General features: G+C 62.1%; 18 protein-coding genes and 1 pseudogene. 11 read left to right on the forward strand and 8 right to left on the reverse strand.

Annotation, left to right across the window (positions count from 1 at the left end):
- Positions 1–6: 6 nt before the first annotated feature.
- From ACPYOP_RS04710 to ACPYOP_RS04745, 8 genes are all read left to right on the forward strand, one after another.
- Positions 7–1,389 (forward strand): dihydroorotase, encoded by a 1,383-nt coding sequence (locus ACPYOP_RS04710; RefSeq protein WP_481409228.1) that lies wholly within the window; start codon positions 7–9, stop codon positions 1,387–1,389.
- On the forward strand, positions 1,389–2,663 hold the full coding sequence (locus tag ACPYOP_RS04715; RefSeq protein ID WP_481409229.1) for a Zn-dependent hydrolase: 1,275 nt from the start codon (positions 1,389–1,391) through the stop codon (positions 2,661–2,663). Before ACPYOP_RS04710 ends, ACPYOP_RS04715 begins: the two co-directional genes overlap by 1 nt.
- A gap of 3 nt (positions 2,664–2,666) precedes the next feature.
- Positions 2,667–3,767: a DUF917 domain-containing protein gene (locus ACPYOP_RS04720; RefSeq protein WP_481409230.1), complete on the forward strand. Its 1,101-nt coding sequence runs from the start codon at positions 2,667–2,669 to the stop codon at positions 3,765–3,767.
- Between the two features lie 18 nt (positions 3,768–3,785).
- On the forward strand, positions 3,786–4,115 hold the full coding sequence (locus ACPYOP_RS04725; protein WP_481409231.1) for a TfoX/Sxy family protein: 330 nt from the start codon (positions 3,786–3,788) through the stop codon (positions 4,113–4,115).
- Between the two features lie 42 nt (positions 4,116–4,157).
- Positions 4,158–5,819 carry a urocanate hydratase gene (locus tag ACPYOP_RS04730; RefSeq protein ID WP_481409232.1) on the forward strand — a complete coding sequence of 554 codons (1,662 nt, stop codon included), beginning with the start codon at positions 4,158–4,160 and terminating at the stop codon, positions 5,817–5,819.
- 126 nt (positions 5,820–5,945) lie between these two features.
- Positions 5,946–6,620, forward strand: a complete 675-nt coding sequence (locus ACPYOP_RS04735; RefSeq protein WP_481409233.1) for a spermidine synthase — start codon at positions 5,946–5,948, stop codon at positions 6,618–6,620.
- 65 nt (positions 6,621–6,685) lie between these two features.
- The gene (locus ACPYOP_RS04740; protein WP_481409234.1) at positions 6,686–6,928 is read left to right on the forward strand and encodes an antitoxin; all 243 of its coding nucleotides are present in this window, start codon (positions 6,686–6,688) and stop codon (positions 6,926–6,928) included.
- Positions 6,925–7,329 (forward strand): PIN domain-containing protein, encoded by a 405-nt coding sequence (locus tag ACPYOP_RS04745; RefSeq protein WP_481409235.1) that lies wholly within the window; start codon positions 6,925–6,927, stop codon positions 7,327–7,329. Before ACPYOP_RS04740 ends, ACPYOP_RS04745 begins: the two co-directional genes overlap by 4 nt.
- On the opposite strand, the gene ACPYOP_RS04750 is transcribed toward ACPYOP_RS04745, so the two are convergent.
- The 5 genes from ACPYOP_RS04750 to ACPYOP_RS04770 all read right to left on the reverse strand — a co-directional run bounded on the left by ACPYOP_RS04750 (position 7,326) and on the right by ACPYOP_RS04770 (position 10,354).
- Positions 7,326–7,730: a GFA family protein gene (locus ACPYOP_RS04750; protein WP_481409236.1), complete on the reverse strand. Its 405-nt coding sequence runs from the start codon at positions 7,728–7,730 to the stop codon at positions 7,326–7,328. The two genes, ACPYOP_RS04745 and ACPYOP_RS04750, sit on opposite strands and share 4 nt — an antisense overlap.
- A gap of 5 nt (positions 7,731–7,735) precedes the next feature.
- Positions 7,736–8,218: an SRPBCC family protein gene (locus tag ACPYOP_RS04755; RefSeq protein ID WP_481409237.1), complete on the reverse strand. Its 483-nt coding sequence runs from the start codon at positions 8,216–8,218 to the stop codon at positions 7,736–7,738.
- Positions 8,202–8,543 carry an ArsR/SmtB family transcription factor gene (locus tag ACPYOP_RS04760; RefSeq protein WP_481409238.1) on the reverse strand — a complete coding sequence of 114 codons (342 nt, stop codon included), beginning with the start codon at positions 8,541–8,543 and terminating at the stop codon, positions 8,202–8,204. The genes ACPYOP_RS04755 and ACPYOP_RS04760 overlap by 17 nt, the downstream gene beginning before the upstream one ends.
- Positions 8,544–8,668: 125 nt before the next feature.
- Positions 8,669–9,055 carry a VOC family protein gene (locus ACPYOP_RS04765; protein WP_481409239.1) on the reverse strand — a complete coding sequence of 129 codons (387 nt, stop codon included), beginning with the start codon at positions 9,053–9,055 and terminating at the stop codon, positions 8,669–8,671.
- Positions 9,056–9,070: 15 nt separating this feature from the next.
- Entirely contained in the window at positions 9,071–10,354 is a 1,284-nt protein-coding gene (locus tag ACPYOP_RS04770) for an MFS transporter (protein WP_481409240.1), read from the reverse strand.
- Between the two features lie 97 nt (positions 10,355–10,451).
- Here ACPYOP_RS04770 and ACPYOP_RS04775 point away from each other — a divergent pair.
- Positions 10,452–11,313, forward strand: a pseudogene (locus tag ACPYOP_RS04775) (LysR family transcriptional regulator).
- Here the strand turns inward: ACPYOP_RS04775 and ACPYOP_RS04780 are convergent.
- Complete coding sequence (locus tag ACPYOP_RS04780) at positions 11,314–12,270, reverse strand: LysR family transcriptional regulator (protein ID WP_481409241.1); 957 nt, start codon at positions 12,268–12,270, stop codon at positions 11,314–11,316. It abuts the pseudogene before it with no gap.
- Positions 12,271–12,389: 119 nt separating this feature from the next.
- Between ACPYOP_RS04780 and ACPYOP_RS04785 the strand changes: the two genes are divergently transcribed.
- Positions 12,390–13,154, forward strand: coding sequence for an SDR family oxidoreductase (locus ACPYOP_RS04785; protein WP_481409242.1), 765 nt, complete (start codon positions 12,390–12,392; stop codon positions 13,152–13,154).
- A gap of 136 nt (positions 13,155–13,290) precedes the next feature.
- Here the strand turns inward: ACPYOP_RS04785 and ACPYOP_RS04790 are convergent, their stop codons facing one another.
- Positions 13,291–13,737, reverse strand: a complete 447-nt coding sequence (locus tag ACPYOP_RS04790; RefSeq protein ID WP_481409321.1) for a nuclear transport factor 2 family protein — start codon at positions 13,735–13,737, stop codon at positions 13,291–13,293.
- A 212-nt stretch (positions 13,738–13,949) separates the two neighbouring features.
- Between ACPYOP_RS04790 and coaBC the strand changes: the two genes are divergently transcribed.
- Positions 13,950–15,161: a bifunctional phosphopantothenoylcysteine decarboxylase/phosphopantothenate--cysteine ligase CoaBC gene (gene coaBC, locus ACPYOP_RS04795; protein WP_481409243.1), complete on the forward strand. Its 1,212-nt coding sequence runs from the start codon at positions 13,950–13,952 to the stop codon at positions 15,159–15,161.
- Here coaBC and ACPYOP_RS04800 read toward each other — a convergent pair.
- Positions 15,148–15,963, reverse strand: coding sequence for a class II glutamine amidotransferase (locus ACPYOP_RS04800; protein ID WP_481409244.1), 816 nt, complete (start codon positions 15,961–15,963; stop codon positions 15,148–15,150). The genes coaBC and ACPYOP_RS04800 overlap by 14 nt on opposite strands.
- Between the last annotated feature and the right edge of the window lie 343 nt (positions 15,964–16,306).

The raw sequence follows: 16,306 nt of genomic DNA on the forward strand, positions 1-16,306 counted from the left end.
ATGCACATGGCTGATTTCGATCTTGTTCTGCAAGGCACCGTGGTTTTGCCGGAACGCGTCATGGAAGCCGGCTATGTCGCTGTGCGCGACGGCAAGATCGCCGAGATCGGCGTCGGCGTGCCGCCGGCGGCACGCGAGCGGCATCTGCTCGGCAAGGCGCTGATCCTGCCCGGCGCGATCGATGCGCAGGTCCATTCGCTCTCCCAGAAGGACCAGGAGGATTTCATCTGGTCGACCCGCTCGGCTGCCGCCGGTGGCGTCACCACCATCGTCGACATGCCCTATGATGAAGGCAATCTCGTCTGCTCGGCAGCGGCGGTGAAGAAGAAGATCGATCATGCCGCGCCGCAGGCCCGCGTCGACTTCGCCCTCTACGGCACGGTCGATCCGGAAGAAGGTCCGGCGCGCATCGCCGAAATGGTCGAAGCCGGCGTTTCGGCCTTCAAATTCTCCACCTTCGGCACCGATCCGAAGCGTTTTCCGCGCATCCCGCCTGCCCTGCTCGATGCTTGCTTTGCTGCGATCGCCCCAACGGGCCTGACCGCCGGCGTCCACAACGAGGATGACGAAGCGGTGCACACCTATTTGGAGCAAGTGAAGGCGAGCGGCGTCACCGACTATCGTGCCCATGGCCTCTCCCGCCCGCCGATCACTGAACTCCTCGCCATGCACACGATCTTCGAGACCGGTGCGGATACCGGCTGCCCGGCGCATGTCGTGCATTGCTCGCTCGGCCGTGGATACGACATCGCCCGCGCCTATCGCCGCGACGGCTTCGAGGCGACGGTCGAATGCTGCATCCACTATCTGACGCTCGACGAGGAAAACGATGTGCGGCGTCTCGGCGGCAAGGCGAAAATTAATCCGCCGATCCGTCCGCGCGCCGAAGTGGAAACCTTGTGGCGCAAGGTGGCGGAAGGCAATGTCTGGCTGGTCTCGACCGACCATGTCAGCTGGTCGGAAAACCGCAAGACCAATCCGGATATGCTGGCAAACGCTTCCGGCGTGCCGGGACTGGAGGTCATGGTGCCGCTCTTCGTCAAGGGTGCCTTGGAGCGCGGCGTGCCGCTGACCTGGGCCGCGAAGCTGATGGCGGAAAACCCGGCTAAGCATTTCCGCCTCGATCATATCAAGGGCGCGCTGACCCCGGGCAAGGACGCTGATATCGTCGTGCTGGAACCGCGCGAAACGGTCTATGACGCAGCCGCCAGCGGCAACAATGTCGTCGGCTGGAGCCCCTATAACGGCATCCGTCTGCCTTGGACGGTGTCCGCCGCTTATCTTAGAGGCAAGCAGATTGCCGAAGGACAGAAGGTGCTGGCCGAGCCCGGCTCCGGCAGCTTCGTCCGTCCCTTGCCTCGCCAAGTTCTTGTCGGAGAGACTGCCTGATGAACGACCCCAAGCGCCATAACCTGCCCGTCAACGCCGACCGTATCGCCGAGGATATCGATGCGCTGGCCGGCATCACCGACCCGGGCCATCCCTGGACGCGCCGCGCCTTCTCGCCGCTCTTCCTGGAAGGGCGTGCCTATATTGAGGCGCGCATGAAGGCGGCGGGGCTCACGACACGCATGGATGCCGCCGGCAACCTGATCGGCCGGCGCGCGGGCGCAAGGCCCGGCCTCGGCACGATCCTTGTCGGCTCGCATTCCGACACCGTTCCGGATGGCGGCCGCTTCGACGGCATTGCCGGCACGATCGCCGCGCTCGAAGTCGCGCGCTCCTTGAAGGATCGCGGCATCGAGCTCGATCATGATCTGGAAGTCGTCGATTTCCTGGCGGAGGAAGTCAGCATCTTCGGCGTCTCCTGCATCGGCAGCCGAGGCATGACCGGGCAGATTCCCGAGGCATGGCTTTCCCGCACCAGCGGCGACCGCGCGCTTTCGCAAGGGATTGCCGAGGTCGGCGGCGATCCCTCGGTGCTGCTTGCCCAGAAGCGCCCGGATCTCGCCGGCTTCCTGGAACTGCATATCGAGCAGGGTCCGGTGCTGGAGGCAGAGAACAAGGATATCGGCATCGTCACCGCGATCGCCGGCATCACCCGCATCGAGATTACCGTGGAAGGCCGCGCCGATCATGCCGGCACGACGCCGATGGATCGCCGTGCAGATGCGCTCGTGGCAGCCTCGCAATTGGTCCTCGACATCCGTCAACGTGCCGCCGAACAGGCAAAGACGCCGGGCCATTTCGCCGCGACTGTCGGCGAATTCCGCATCGAGCCCAACGCCGCCAATGTCGTGCCCTCGAAGGTCGTGCTGCTGATCGACGGCCGCGCCGAAATCCGCAGTGACATGGAAGATTTCCTAGCCTGGATCGATGGCGAGGTGAAGACCATCGCCGCCGATCATGGCGTGACAATCAACCCGCCGGTGCGCGTATCCGACAACATGCCGACTCCCGGCGCGCCGGTGCTGCTCGAAACGCTCGAGCGTGCCTGCGAGACCGTCGGCGCCAAGCATCGCCGCATGGCCTCCGGTGCCGGCCACGACACGGCCTGGATCGCCAAGGTCGCCCCCGCCGCCATGATCTTCGTGCCCTGCAAGGAAGGCCGCAGCCATTGCGCGGAGGAGTGGGCAGAGAATGACGACATCGCCATGGGCGCCGCCGTGCTCTTCGAAGCGGTGCGCGACATGGACAAGAACCTCAAACAGAACCGGGAGTAGCCGATGGGACGCATACTCGTTGCCAAGGATGTGGAAGCAGCCGTCAAGGGCGGCTCGGTTTACGCCGCAGGCGGTGGTGGCTGGGCCGATCATGGGCGCATGCTCGGCTATGCCGCCGTCAATGTCGGCAAGCCGGAGCTGGTGTCGATCGACGAACTCAACGACAACGACTGGATCGCTACGGCCGCCGCCATCGGCGCACCGGCCTCCACGACGCCCTGGGAAATGCAGGGCATCGATTACGTGAAGGCCGCGCAGCTCCTGCAGGACGAGCTTGGAGAGAAGCTTTCCGGCCTGATCATCGGCCAGAACGGCCGGTCCTCGACGCTGAACGGCTGGCTGCCATCGGCCATCCTCGGAACGAAGGTGGTGGATGCGGTCGGCGACATCCGCGCCCATCCGACGGGCGACATGGGCTCGATCGGCATGGCGGGTTCGCCCGAGCAGATGATCCAGACCGCCGTCGGCGGCAACCGGGCCGAAAACCGCTATATCGAGCTGGTCGTGAAGGGCGCGACGGCGAAGATTTCGCCGATCCTGCGCGCGGCCTCCGACCAGTCCGGCGGCTTCATCGCCTCCTGCCGCAACCCGCTGCGCGCTTCTTACGTTCGCACGCACGCCGCACTCGGCGGCATCTCCATGGCGCTGTCGCTCGGCGAAGCGATCATCGAGGCGGAAAAGAAGGGCGGCAGCGCCGTCATCGACGGCATCTGCAAGACGACCGGCGGCCATATCCTGGCCGAGGGCACGATCACCAAAAAGGACGTCGTCTACACGAAGGAAGCCTTCGACATCGGCACCATCACGGTCGGCAGCGGCGACAAGGCCGTCGTCATGCATGTGATGAACGAATACATGGCGGTCGAGGATACCGGCGGCAAGCGTCTTGCGACCTTCCCTTCCGTCATCACCACGCTGTCGCCGGAAGGCGAGCCCTTGAGCGTCGGCCAGCTGCACGAAGGCATGAAGGTTTTCATCCTGCATGTGCCGATGGATATCATTCCGCTGTCTGCCAGCGTGCTCGACCCCACGGTCTATCCCTCGGTGGAAAAGGCCATGGGGATCGAGATCGCGAAATACGCCCTGGCCGGCAAGAAGGGTTGAAAAGCGTGGGAGGCGCAGATGGCACGTGACGCCGGTCTCGAGGAATTGCTGAGAGAGGAGCTTGGGCGACGAGCCGGGCTCAGCGAAAAGGGGATGTTCGGCGGCTGGGCCTTCCTGCTCAACGGCCATCTGCTTTGCGGCGCCCGCGAAGACGGGATGCTGATCCGCCTCGGCAAAGGTAACGATGCCTGGGCGCTGGAGCAGCATGACGTCAAAACCATGTTGATGGGCGGCCGCGAAATGAAGGGGTGGCTGCGCGCCGGGCCGGAAGCCTATGGCAATGACATGCTGCGCAAGCGGCTGCTTCTGGCCGCGCTGGACTTCGTCAAAGGCTTGCCGCCGAAATAGCCGGGCCGCCGAAACAACAAAGAAAATAGGGAAGGGAAATCCATGCCGAAAGCCAATCCACGTCATCCGAAATTCCCCATTCCGGGCGGCCCGGAGCTGCGGGCCAAAGGCTGGCGGCAGGAGGCCCTGCTGCGCCTGCTCGAAAACGTGCTCTCGGTCGGCGAGGACCCTGATAACCTCGTCGTCTATGCCGCCCTCGGCAAAGCCGCCCGCAACTGGGCAGCGCATAAGGGCATCGTGAAGGCGCTGACGGAAATGGATGAGGACCAGACCCTGCTCATCCAGTCCGGCAAGCCGATCGGCCTCATCCGCACGCATGACAAGGCACCGCTCGTCATCATGGCGAACTGCAACATCGTCGGCCAATGGGCAAAGGCCGAAGTCTTCTATGAGCTGCAGCGCAAGGGCTTGATCTGCTGGGGTGGCCTCACGGCCGGCGCCTGGCAATATATCGGCAGCCAGGGCGTGATCCAGGGCACCTACGAAATCTTCATGCGCATCGCGGAGCGCCGCTTCGGCGGCGATCTCTTCGGCCGTTTCGTGCTGACGGCGGGTCTCGGCGGCATGGGCGGTGCGCAGCCGCTCGCCGGTCGCATGGCGGGTGCCGCGATCCTCTGCGTCGATATCGATGCCGAGCGCGCCAGGAAGCGCCAGGACATCGGCTACCTGCAGGAAATCGCCCCGGATCTCGATTCCGCGTTGGCGATGATCGATTCGGCGGTCAAGGAGAAGCGGGCGCTTTCCGTCGGCCTTGTCGGCAATGCGGCGGAGATCTATCCCGAGATCGCGCGGCGCGGCATCGTGCCCGATATCGTCACCGACCAGACCTCGGCGCACGATCTCGTCTATGGCTATGTGCCGAAGGGCATGAACCTGCAGCAGGTTCGGGACTTGCGCGATGATGGTCAAGGACAGCTGATGGCGGCAAGCCGCGCCTCGATCGTCGAGCACGTGAAGGCCATGCTGGACTTCCAGAAAAAGGGTTCGGAAGTCTTCGACAACGGCAACCTGATCCGCACCCAAGCGAAGGAAGGCGGCGTCGCCAACGCCTTCGATATCCCGATCTTCACCGAAGCCTATCTACGGCCGCTCTTCTGCCGTGCGATCGGCCCGTTCCGCTGGATGGCGCTTTCGGGCGAGGAAAGCGACATCGCCCGCATCGACGATCTGCTGCTGGAGATGTTTCCGGACAACAAGATCATCACCAACTGGATCAAGCTTGCCCGCCAGCATGTGCCCTTCGAAGGCCTGCCGGCACGCATCGCCTGGCTCGGCCATGGCGAGCGCACGGCGCTGGCCCGCCGCGTCAACGAGCTTGTCGTAAGCGGCGAGCTGAAAGGTCCGATCGCCTTTTCGCGCGACCATCTCGATGCGGGCGCCATGGCGCATCCGAACATCATGACCGAGCGCATGAAGGACGGCTCCGACGCGATCGCCGACTGGCCGCTGATCGACGCCATGATGCTCTGCTCGTCCATGGCCGATCTCGTCGTCGTCCATTCCGGCGGCGGCGGCTATGCCGGCTATATGACCAGCTGCGGCGTCACCGTGGTCGCCGACGGCACGGCTGCCGCCGACGAACGGCTCGACCACGCGCTGACCAACGACACGGCGCTCGGTGTCATGCGCTATGCCGATGCCGGCTATGAGGAAGCGCTGGACGAAGTTGCGAAAAAGGATGTGCCCTATATCCGTTTGGGATAAGCGCGTCTGTTCTTGGCGACATCGAAAGACTATGGTCCCCGGCAATTCAAGTCGACCTGTTTTACACGCAATTCCGGACGGAAAACCGCTACGCAGTTTTCCTGGAATTGCTCTGGAGAATTGCCCGTGATCCCCTGGACCTTGCTCGACACTGCGAAAATCCCTGGTGGCGGCGAGCTGCGCCTGAAGCAGCGCGGCCAGGAATTTTCCATCATGCTCGGCACCAACGAGTTGATGAATAGCCGTCTGAGCGGCTCGGAGCGGGCGCTTGCCACGCTTTCCTGCGAGAAGATCAAGGGCCGGAAGGCGCCGTATATATTGATCGGCGGCCTCGGCATGGGCTTTACCTTGCGGGCGGCACTCGGCGAACTCGGTGCGGATGCCAAGGTCACCGTTGCGGAACTCGTGCCGGCCGTGGTGACCTGGGCACGCGGACCGATGGCGACGGTCTTCGACGGCTGTCTCGATGACCCGCGCGTCGCTATTCATGAAGGCGATGTGCGCCCGCTCATTCGCGCCCGCAAGGCGGCTTATGACGCCATCCTCCTCGATGTCGACAACGGCCCGGATGGCATCACGTCAGAAGCCAATGACGGCCTCTACGACTATCGGGGCCTGAAGGCAGCGCGTGATGCCTTGCGCCCGGGAGGCGTGCTCGCGGTCTGGTCTTCAGGGCCTGACGAGCGCTTCACAAGACGTCTGCGCGACAGCGGTTTTACCGCCGAGGTGGTCAATACGCGCGCGAATGGCAAAACGGGCGCGCGTCATGTCATCTGGCTCGCGACAAAATCAGGATCATAGCGCCTCGAATTGAAATAGCGCCCGAGATGCTATATATCAATGTCATATCTCAAAGGAGTTATGGCATGGACACCGCAAAGATCTTCTGGTCCGGCCGCTCGCAGGCCGTACGCTTGCCGAAGGAATTCCGCCTCGACGGCGAAGAAGTGCGCATCCGCCGGCAGGGAAAAGCAATCATTCTGGAGCCGATCGCCGAAGATTGGGATTGGCTGGAATCCGTTACAGGGCCGGTCGACCCCGATTTTGAAGAGGCGGCGACGGAACAGCCTGCCGAGCAGCAACGCCCCGAGCTGGATATCTTCAAGTGAAATATCTGCTCGACAGCAATGCCGTCATCGCCCTGATGAAAGGACATTCCGGCTTCGTCAGCGAGCTTCGCAGACATAAGCCCCAGGATTTTGCCATTCCGGCCATCGTCATACACGAGTTATTTTATGGCGCTTACAAGGGCCAGCGCGTTGTCGACAATCTGGCGCGTGTGGATGCCTTGCAGTTCGAGACGCTGGATTTCGACAAGCAAGATGCCCGTGTAGCCGGTGAAATTCGCGCAAGCCTTGCTTCCCTTGGCACACCGATCGGTACCTATGACGTTCTGATCGCGGGCCAAGCGGTCGCCCGCGATCTGATCCTGATAACACGCAATGTCAGAGAATTTCAGCGTGTTGAAAAACTACGTTACGAGGATTGGGCGTCCTTATCGCACGCCTAAAGATAACGCGTTTCCTCCGGCGCACGATCGAAGCGATCGTCGCGGCCGTCGAAATAGCCGACGGGAAGCGAGGTTAATTCCTCGTCGGTGGCATCGTCCAGGCAGCTGATGCTGATCGCATAGAACTTGCCGCCGAGTGCCGGATTTTCACCCCAGTTGAAGGAGCTGATGCCGCAAGTCTTGCAGAAGAGATGATGCAGGATACGCGGGCCGAACTGATATTCGCCGATGCTATCTTCGCCCGAGGTCAGGCGGAAGTCGGCCGGCGTTGCCACAGCCAGCCAATTGCGCTTCTTCTTGCAGATCGAACAGTTGCATTTGAAAGTGCCGCCCTGCAGATCGAGATCGGCTTCGTAAGCGACCGCGCCGCAATGGCAGCTTCCATGATAGGTCTTCTTCATCACTCTCATCCTTCCCTTGAGGTGGCTTCTGCGTAAGCGACGTATTTCTCGAGGGCTTGCTCCCAGCCGCCGGTCTGCAATCTGAGCTCCGTATCGTCGGGCAGCTCGACCTTGCGGAAGACGAGGCGCGTCTTCTCGCCAAGCTCATGAAACTCCACGGTCACCTGCATCGGGTGTTCGGGCCTACCCTCTTGGTTTTCCCAGGCGAAGGTGAAGACAAGGCGCTCGGGCGGAACGATCTCCAGATAGCGGCCATGGCTCCAATATTCCTTGCCCTCCGGTGTCAGAATGCAGTGCCGCCAGGCGCCCCCTTCCCGCAGGTCGACGGAAACGGCTGGGGCTGTCATGTTTTGCGGTCCCCACCAGCGCATGAGATGTTGCGGTTCCGTCCAGAGGCGAAACAGCAGGGCACGCGGCGCGGCAATCTCGCGGGTCAGCACGATCTCGCGCGGCGGGCGCAAGCTGCCGCCCTCAGTTGCTGGGGTCATTCTTTCCTCCCTTTTGCAATAGTGCCGCGTAGTCCTCCAGGCGATCGAGATTGTCGTTCCAGAACTGGCGATAGCTCTCCAGCCAGTCATCGACTTGGCGCAGCGGCTTCGGTTCCAGCCGGCAGGGCCGCCATTGCGCCTCCTTCCCCTTCGAGATCAGGCCCGCTTTCTCCAGCACCTTCAAATGCTTGGAGACGGCCACCAGCGACATGTCAAAGGGTTCGGCCAGCTCGGACACGGATGCCTCGCCGGTCGTCAGCCGCGCCAGGATTGCCCGCCGGGTGGGATCGGCGAGGGCTGACAAAGTCGTGCTCAAGGTATCCATGCGGGATGATAAACCAGAAAGTTAATTAACTTATCGGTTTAATATAGGCCGAAATTGCGAGAGTCAAGCAGACGCATTCATGGGCAGGCCAGGACAGAAAGCGATTCGTTAGCCGGTGTACGATCTCAGGAGAGGGTGTTGGAGACCTCGATCAGGTTTTCATCGGGATCGCGAAAATAGACCGAGAGAATGGGGCCGGTCGCGCCGGTCCGGTTAACCGGACCCTCTTCAATCGCAACGCCCTCGGCCGTGAGGTGAGCGATGATGTCATCCAGCGGCGTCGTGCTGATGAAGCAAAGGTCGGCCGAGCCCGGCGTCGGTCGTTCGGCCTTGGGCTCGAACTCGTGTCCGGCGCGGTGCAGATTGATCTTCTGGTTGCCGAAGGTCAGAGCCTTGCGGCCCTCCCCGAAAGTTTCGATGCCCATGCCGAGAGTGCGGGCATAGAAATCGCAGCTCTGATCGATGCTCGCAACCGTGAGCACCAGATGATCGAGATGGTCGATGCGGATCATGGGAACCTCCTGGCCTCAACGGCGCGCCAGCCTGGCGACGGCAAAAGCACTGGCGAGACATAGTGCCAGCATGACGAGGATGAAGGCAACCACCGCATTCCAGCCATCGGCAAGCCAGAAATAGCCGCCGACCGAGCCGGCAATGCTGGAACCGAGATAATAGGCGAGCAGGTAGAGCGAGGAGGCGTGCCCCTTGAAGCCATCGGCCAGCCGTCCCACCAGCGCACTGGCGACGGAATGGGCCATGAAGAAACCGATCGTCACGAGGACGATGCCGAGAATGATCAGCGGCAATGAGCTGGAGAGCGTCACCGCTGCGCCAAGTGCCGCGATCAGCACGCCCACCAGCAGCACGACAAAATGGCCGATGCGATCGCCGAGCAGACCGGCAGCCCAAGAGGCGACGATGCCGAAGAGATAGGCGGTGAAGATCAGACCAAGCTCGGTTTGGCTGAGATCATAGGGATCGGCGACGAGACGGAAGCCGGCATAGTTATAGACCGTGACGAAGGAGCCCATGACGAGAAAGCCGATGGCAAAGAGCAGCGGCAGCGCCGCATTGCCGAAGTGACCGCCCCAGGCCTTTACGTGAAAGGCGGTATCGAAGCCCTTGCGAGGAGTGAAATTGCGCGACGGCGGCAACAGATAGAGGAAGCCAATGGCGGCGATCAGGCCGAGTATGCCAACGGTTGCCAAAGCTGGCCGCCAGCTCAGATATTCGGCGATCGTACCGGTCACCACGCGCCCGGCCATGCCGCCGAAGGCGTTGCCGGCGATGTAGAGGCCCATGGCGCCGCCAAGGCCGCGCGGTTCGATTTCTTCAGCCAGATAGGTCATGGCGACGGCTGGGACGCCGCCCAGCAGAAAGCCTTCGAGCGCGCGAACGGCAAGCAGCATATGCCAGCTTGGTGATACCGCGCAGACGAGCGTACAGATGGCCGCGCCAAGCAGCGAAATGAACATCAGGCTGCGGCGGCCAAGGCTCTCGGAAACGGCGGCGGCGCCGAAAATCGCGAAGGCCAGGAAGCCGGTCGAAAGCGAGAGCGACAGCGAACTTGCAGCCGGCGTGACCCCGAAGTCCTGCGAGAAGATCGGCATCAGCGGCTGCACGCAATAGAGCAGCGAGAAGGTGGCAAAGCCCGAGAGAAACAGCGCGATGGTCGCACGGCGGAAGGCGGGCGTGCCGCGCGTGAGGAATTGGCGAGGCTCGGCCTGCGGCTCGTTCCTGACGAGCGTCAATTCGGGACTGGATGGAACTTCGGAAGCAGTGGTTTCCTGCTTTCTGGCGGCGCGAAACATGGGGGCACCCAACCTTTCTTACCCTGGAATCTAGTCAGGTCGGCTTCATTAGTCCAATATATGGAACAGGCGATCTCAATAGCTTTTGGAGATAGCGTTGGAGCTACGTCATATCCGCTATTTTCTGGCGCTCGCGGAAGCAGGGAATTTCACGCGCGCGGCCGCCAAGCTCGGCATCGGCCAGCCGCCGCTCAGCCAGCAGATCCGGGACCTGGAAAACGAGGTGGGCGCGCAACTGTTTCACCGCGTGCCGCATGGCGCGGAGCTGACGGCCGCCGGCGAGGCCTTTCTCACCGAAGCAAGAATGGCGATTGATGCGGCGGAAAAGGCAAAGCTCGCCGCCCAGCGCGCCAATCGCGGCGAGATCGGCCGCCTGTCGCTTGGCTTCACCGCATCTTCCGCCTTCAACACCATCGTCACGGCAACCATTCGCGAATTTCGGCGGCACTGGCCGAAGGTGCTGATATCGCTGACCGAAATGAACACCAATGCGCTGATGGAACGGCTGATGCGCGGCGAGATCGACGCGGCTTTCATTCGTCCGGGCCTGGAAGATCCGCGAGATGTGCGCCTGAAGCGCTTTGCCGACGAGCCGATGCTGATCGCGCTGCCGGCACATCATCCGCTGGCGAAAAAGGAGCACGTGCCGATCGCGGCGCTCGCCGGTGAGCCCTTCATCCTCTTTCCGCAGCCTCTATGACGATATCGTTGGAGCTTGCCGCGAGGCGGGCTTCGAGCTTGTGGTGACGCAGGAGGCGCCGCAGATCCCCTCCGTCGTCAATCTCGTCGCCGCCAATCTCGGCGTTTCCATCGTCCCGGCTTCGATCGCACAGATCAAGCTCGACGGCGTGGCCTATCGGCAGATCGACGGGCCGCCGGTCGTGGCGCGGCTCGGCCTCGCCAGTCTCAAGGCGCAGCGATCGCCCGTCATCGCCAACCTCATGAGCCTGATTGCGTAGCTATTTGTTTTCACGCAATTCCGGACGCAAAACCGCTTCACACTTTTGCTGGAATTGCTCCCGCTCCCAATAAGGCGGATCGCCAAAAGCCTTCTTCAAATGATCGGCCATTGCCCGGAGCTTGGCCGAGGGATTGCGCCCCTCCGGATGAGCCATGAAAATGAACTCAGGCTCGGGCCGATAGCCGACATCGATTTCGACAAGCCGCCCCTCCCTCACCGAAGGCCCCGCAATGAAGGCCGGCAGCAAGGCGATGCCGAGCCCGCCAATCGCTGCATCGTGAAGGACATCGCCGTTGTTGACGCCCAGAGCCAGCTTCGCACGGATGACCACAGCACCGTCTGGTCCCTCGAAACGCCAATCCGCAACACCGCGATTCGTGTAGAAAATACCACGATGATTCTCTAGGTCGGCCAGGGAGGAGGGCTTGCCGTGACGGCTCAGATAATCCGGCGAGGCCACAAGAAGGCGGCGACTGCGGGCGAGCTTCCATGCGATCAGGCGCGAGTCGGCGATCAGGCCGTTGCGTATGATCGCATCATAGCCATCCGAGGCGGCATCGACGCGGCGGTCGTCGAGGTCGAGCGTCAACTCGATCTCCGGATGCGCGGCGAGAAACGGATAGAGAGCCGGCCCCAGATGCAGGCGGCCGAAGGTGACGGGCGCGGCGATGCGCAGCGGTCCCATCAGCGTGCCGCGCCGCTCGGCAAGATCGGCCGCCGCCTCGCGAACCTCCTGCGCGATACGCGTCGCGCGCTGCAGAAAAGCCGCGCCATCCTCCGTCAGGGTCAGCTTGCGGGTCGTGCGATGAAGCAGGGTTGCTCCCAACGCCTTCTCCATTTCCGAGAGCCGTTCGCTGACGACGGATTTCGACAGGCGCAGGCGTCGGGCCGCCTCGCTGATCGAGCCGGCCTCGGCTACAGTCACGAACGTCACGATCCCATCGATCTTCAGCATCGTTCGGAAACTCCGAATTCGAATTCCTCTTTTTGAAGACTAATCCGAACGATCGGAAAAGGCCATCTTCCTCGTATCGGACAAACCGAAAGACACGTTCCCACACAGGAGATGGAACAATGAACCGCTTGAATGGAAAAGTCGCAATCGTCACCGGCGCCAGCTCCGGCATCGGCCGTACCACGGCAAAACTCTTCGCTGCCGAGGGCGCCAAGGTTATCGTCGGCGCTCGCCGCGCAGCAGAGTTGGAGAGCCTTGCCGCCGAGATCAAAGCTGCCGGCGGTGAAGCAGCCGTATTGGCCGGCGATGTACGCTCGGAAGACTACCACAAGGCGCTGGTCGCCCTTGCGGTCGAGCGCTACGGCAAGCTCGATATTGCCTTCAACAATGCCGGCACGCTCGGCGAGGCCGGCCCCAGCACCGAGGTTTCGGAGACAGGTTTTTCCGAAGCGCTGGCGATCAACCTTACCGCGTCGTTCCTCGCCGCCAAGCATCAGATCGGCGAAATGATCAAGCACGGCGGTGGTTCCGTGATTTTCACATCGACCTTTGTCGGCCATACCGTCAGCTTCCCGGGCGTAGCCGCCTATGCCGCCAGCAAGTCCGGCCTCATCGGCTTGACGCAAACACTGGCCGCCGAATTCGGCCCGCAGAATGTGCGCGTCAATGCCGTCCTACCGGGTGCCGTCGATACCGATATGTATCGCGCAATGAACGACACGGCCGACAAGCAGGCTTTCATAACCAAACTGCATGCGCTGAAGCGCGTCGCCGGTCCGGAAGAAATTGCTCGCTCGGTCCTTTATCTCGCCTCCGATGACGCAAGCTTCGTCAGCGGCACGGCTTCGCTCGTCGACGGCGGCCTTTCGATCACGCGTACCTGACCGCCCTTTTCACGGCGCAATTACCGTCGCCGACATGATCCCGCAAAGCATGAATTGATTGCGGGATCATGTCGCTGGAATGCTTTGAATAGGTAAGGACGGGCCGCGGATCCTACTTCCCCTGCGGCCCTTCCACTCAGAACATCGTATTATTGTTCTTCGATGTCTCGGGGATCGGCTGCACCGAATCCCAATGTTCCTGGATCTTGTTGTCCTCGACGCGGAAGATATCGACGATGGCGCTGCCGCGGTCGCCCGGCTGACGAATGGCGTGGACGCGCAGGATCACATAATCGCCGTCGACCATCACCCGCTTGATCTCGCTCTTCGACAGAGGATAATTTTTCTTCAGGTACTCGAGGAAGCCGCGCAGGCCTTCGGGCCCATCGGCGGCGAGAGGATTGTGCTGGATGTACTTGCCGAGATACTTGGAAGCCGCGTCGAAGTCCTTGTCGTTCAACGCCTTCTGGTAGAAATCCAGAACGATCTCCTTGTTCTTCAGCTCCTGCGGCGAATAGGCACGCTCGGCAAAGGCCGGCATGGCGGCGGCCATGATTGGCAGGGCGATCATCGCGACTTTCATCAGTTTCAAGGCGTTACTCCTTCGAACGTTAACGCGCTCAGATTTGTCGAGATAGAAGGCGCTCGCAAATGACAAGGGCGTGAGGCTTCCGTGATCATCTGCGAGAAATGGTGCGGCCGGACGATTACAACCATGACAGGGCAATGCCGCGTTGCCTATGACACGCCAAAGGCTTAGGCTTATGGGCAAAAGAACAGGCGACGGGTTCAGACATGGTTCTCGCGGGAAAGCGCATCCTTCTCATCATCTCCGGCGGCATCGCGGCCTATAAGAGCCTCGACCTCATTCGCCGGCTGCGCGAGCGCGGCGCGAGCGTGCGGCCCGTCATGACATCGGGCGCGCAGGAGTTCATCACGCCGCTTGCCGTCGGCGCGCTTGCCGCCGACCATGTCTTCACCGATCTATTTTCGCGAGAGGATGAGCAGGATGTCGGCCATATCAGGCTGGCGCGCGACTGCGACCTCGTGCTGATCGCGCCCGCGACTGCCGATCTGCTCGCCAAGATGGCAAACGGGCTGGCGGACGATCTTGCCTCGACCATATTGCTCGCCACGGACCGGCCAGTGCTGGCCGCTCCTGCGATGAACCCGAAGATGTGGGCGCATCCGGCGACCAGGCGGAATATCGAGACCCTGCGCAGCGACGGCATCGCCTTTGTCGGTCCGATGACCGGCGAAATGGCCGAGAGTGGCGAGAGCGGCGCGGGACGGATGGCGGAACCGCTCGATATCGTCGCGGCAGCCGAGAGACGGCTTGATGACGGCGCCAAGCCGCTTGCCGGCAAGAAGGCGATCGTCACCTCCGGCCCGACGCATGAGCCGATCGATCCCGTGCGCTATATCGCCAACCGTTCGTCGGGACGGCAAGGCCATGCCATTGCCGCAGCGCTTGCGGCCCTCGGCGCCGACGTCACCCTCGTGTCTGGCCCGGTCACCATATCCGACCCGGTCGGCCTTAATGTCATCCATGTCGAGCGGGCGGACGAAATGCGCGACGCGGTGCTTGCCGCCCTTCCCGCTGATATCGCCGTGATGGTGGCTGCGGTCGCGGACTGGCGCGTCGCCTCCGCATCCGACCAGAAAATCAAGAAGCATCCGGGCGAGTCGATCCCGACGCTGGCGCTCACGGAAAACCCCGACATTCTGAAAACCGTCGGCCATCATACGCAGCGGCCGAAACTCGTCATCGGCTTTGCCGCCGAAACGCAGGATGTCGAGAGCAATGCCCGCGCGAAGCTGGAACGCAAGGGCGCCGACTTCATCGTCGCCAACGACGTCTCGCCCGCGACCGGCATCATGGGCGGCACGCGAAACCGCGTGAAGATCGTCAGCCACGCAGGCGTCGAGCAATGGCCCGATCTCGACAAGGACGAAGTGGCGGCACGACTGGCAGCCCTGATATCAGCACAATTCAAGCAGGGATAGCGGCTGCCGGCAGTCGCTCGGCGGGCGCACGTTCTTCCGGCTGGAAGGGCGCGACATGGACGCCGGTATCGTCAATCAAAACAGCGCTGCCATCGGGGATTTCGCACCAGGCATCAACATCGTCGTTCAACGGTTCCGACACGAGGCAGTATCCCGAGCCGACAGGCGAGGCATAGAGCGTCGGCGCCTTGCGGTCGGTCGCATAACGGATGGCATAGAGCGATTTGCCGTCGGAAAAGGCTGATGTGAAGCGCACCAGCACCGAACCGGTCAGATGCAGCGAAAGCCCTTCGACGAAACCGATGGTCTCCGCTATCGCCGCAGTCGGATTCGTCGCCAGGCCGAACTGCATCGCCAGCAGGAACAGAAGCTCCGAATCGGTCGTGCCGCTGCGGGCATGGAATAGCCGGTCGTCGAGCATGGCTTCCATCGGCCGGCGCAGGCGGTCGAAGTTGGAAATCTGGCCATTGTGCTGGAACGACCAGTTCTCGAACACAAAGGGATGGCAGTTGTCGCGCCGCGTGCCGCCGCCGGTGGCCGCGCGGACATGGGCAAGGAAGAGCGGCGAACGGATCTGCCGCGCAAGGCTCTTCAGATTGCAATCGGACCAGGCCGGCAGGATATCGCGGTAGCGGCCGGGTTCCGGCCGGTCGCCGTACCAGGCGATGCCGAAACCGTCACCATTGGTCGCTGTCTTGGCGCGCGTGGCGCAATGGGATTGTTCGATCAGGGAGTGGGCGGGCGAAGACACCAGCTCCTCCAGATAGAGGGGGTCTCCACGATAGGCTGCCCAGCGACACATGCGTCTCTCACTCCGATTCCCGCTGTGTTCCTGTCCCGCGGGAGAATGGCAAATCTTGGACGATTGTTTATGTGGAATGGGTAATAAACTCTTAATTTTCCATTCCGCAACATGCAGGATGACAGATATTCGATGCTCCGTCCGATCACATTCTGCATCGCAACATTTTCATCGTGAAACCCCCTGCGACGGCGATTCTGGCGAAGAACGCGGCGAGACCAGACATTTCAGTGCGACAATAAGTGTGAAGCTCTCCCAGACCGCGCCTCTTGCATCGGCTCAAATTTGAGCTACGTTTGTCTTGTCTGAAACGTAACGAAAGGAAGGTGATCCAATGTCTAGT

This window comes from Rhizobium sp. KNZ2-6A (assembly GCF_056755475.1).